Raw genomic sequence first — 2,197 nt, forward strand, 5'->3', positions numbered from 1 at the left:
GGTCCGGTTGTGGTGACGGGGACACTCCGCCGGGACGAGGGTGGGATGCGCCGCGTGCTCACGTCCCTGGGCGAGGCGTATGTACGCGGTGTCCCTGTGGACTGGACCGCGCTGCTCGGCGACATCCCGGCTCATGCCGCCCTGGATCTGCCGACCTACGCCTTCCAGCACCAGCACTACTGGCTCAAGAACGCAGCTCCCGCCGATGCTGGATCCATCGACGATCAGCTCCCGGGCATGACCGAACTGCCCGCCGAGACTGGCACATTGACTGCTCTCCTTCTCGGGGAGTCCGCGCCGGAACAGGAACGTATCCTGCTGGAGACCGTCCGCCAGGAGACCGCAAGCGTCTTGGGGCACCCCTCACTGGATGCCATTGAACCGGACATGGTGTTCAACCAGATCGGGTTCGACTCGGCCACCGCCGTGCAGTTGCGCAACCGCCTGAACGCACTCACCGACCGGACCCTGCCGACCACCCTGCTCTTCGACTACCCCACGCCCCTGATCCTCGCCGCTTTTCTCCGTGACGAGCTGATCGGGGACACGGCGGCCCCGGAGGAGGTACCGGGTCCGCCATCAGCGCTCGCGGCCGTGTGGACTGAGCCGGTGGCGATCGTGGGCATGGCGTGTCGGCTGCCGGGTGGAGTCTCCACTCCGGAAGAGCTGTGGGACCTGGTGCTTCATGGGCGGGACGGGGTCAGCGACTTCCCGGTGAACCGTGGTTGGGATCTGGAGAACCTGTTCCACCCGGACCCGGACCACCCCGGCACCAGCTATGCGCACCAGGGCGGGTTTCTGCACGATGCCGGGGAATTCGATGCGGGCTTCTTCGGGATCTCGCCACGTGAGGCGCTGGCCGTGGACCCCCAGCAGCGTCTGATGCTGGAGACCTCATGGGAAGCGCTGGAGCGGGCCGGGATCGACCCGACCACTCTGCGGGGCAAGGACGTGGGTGTCTTCTCCGGTGTGACGTACCACAACTACGGGTCGGGTGTAGAGCCGGTGCCCGCCGAGTTGGAGGGCATGCTGGGCCTCGGCGCCTCGGCGAGCGTATTGTCAGGGCGGGTGTCCTATGCGCTGGGCTTCGAGGGTCCTTCGGTCGCGGTGGACACGGCATGCTCCTCGTCCCTGGTGGCGTTGCATCTGGCGGCGCAGGCGTTGCGAGCGGGCGAGTGTTCGATCGCGCTGGCCGGCGGTGTCACGGTGATGCCCACTCCCGGCATCTTCATCGCCTTCTCGCGGCAGCGTGGCATGTCGGTCGATGGCCGGTGCAAGTCCTTCGCCGCTTCGGCCGACGGTACGGGCTGGGCCGAGGGTGTGGGTGTGCTGGCGCTGGAGCGGCTGTCGGACGCGGAGCGGAACGGTCACCAGGTGCTGGCGGTGGTGCGGGGCAGCGCGGTGAACCAGGATGGTGCGTCGAACGGTCTGACGGCGCCGAACGGTCCGTCGCAGCAGCGTGTCATCCGGCAGGCGCTGGCCAGCGCGGGTGTGTCGGCCGCCGAGGTGGATGTGGTCGAGGCGCATGGCACGGGCACGGCGTTGGGTGATCCGATCGAGGCGCAGGCGGTGTTGGCCACGTATGGCCAGGATCGTGATCGGCCTTTGTTGATGGGGTCGTTGAAGTCGAATATTGGTCATGCGCAGGCTGCTGCGGGTGTGGCTGGTGTGATCAAGATGGTGTTGGCGTTGCGGCATGGCATCGCCCCTCGGACGTTGCATGTGGATGAGCCGTCGCCGCAGGTGGATTGGTCGGCGGGTGCGGTGGAACTGCTGACCGAGGAGCGGGTGTGGCCGGAGGTGGGGCGTCCGCGTCGGGCCGGGGTGTCGGCGTTCGGGGTCAGCGGCACCAACGCCCACGTCATCCTGGAACAGGCGGTTCCGGCGGCGATCGAGCCGACCGATCCGGTGATGACCTGGCCGAAGGGCATACCTGTGCCACTGGTGGTGTCCGGCCGAGGTGCCGCAGGGCTTGCCGCCCAGGCGCGACGGCTACGGTCCTTTGTCGCGGCTGAGCCGCAGCTCGACTTGAGTGACCTCGGCTTCGCGTTGGGTTGTGGGCGGGCGGGGTTGTCGGATCGTGCGGTGGTGGTGGCGGGGGGTCGGGAGGAGGCGTTGGTGGGGTTGGGTGCGGTGGCGCGGGGTGTGTCGGGGGTGGGTGTGGTGTCGGGGGCGGTGGTGCGTGGTCGGTTGGGGG

Annotated in this window: 1 pseudogene; it reads left to right on the plus strand. The window is 68.4% G+C overall.

What is annotated here, in order from left to right:
• Positions 1–9: 9 nt before the first annotated feature.
• Positions 10–2,197, plus strand: a pseudogene (locus tag ACFYOY_RS49115) (beta-ketoacyl synthase N-terminal-like domain-containing protein); the annotation flags it as partial.

It is taken from the genome of Streptomyces sp. NPDC007875 (genome assembly GCF_042868035.1).
Classification (GTDB): domain Bacteria; phylum Actinomycetota; class Actinomycetes; order Streptomycetales; family Streptomycetaceae; genus Streptomyces; species Streptomyces antimycoticus.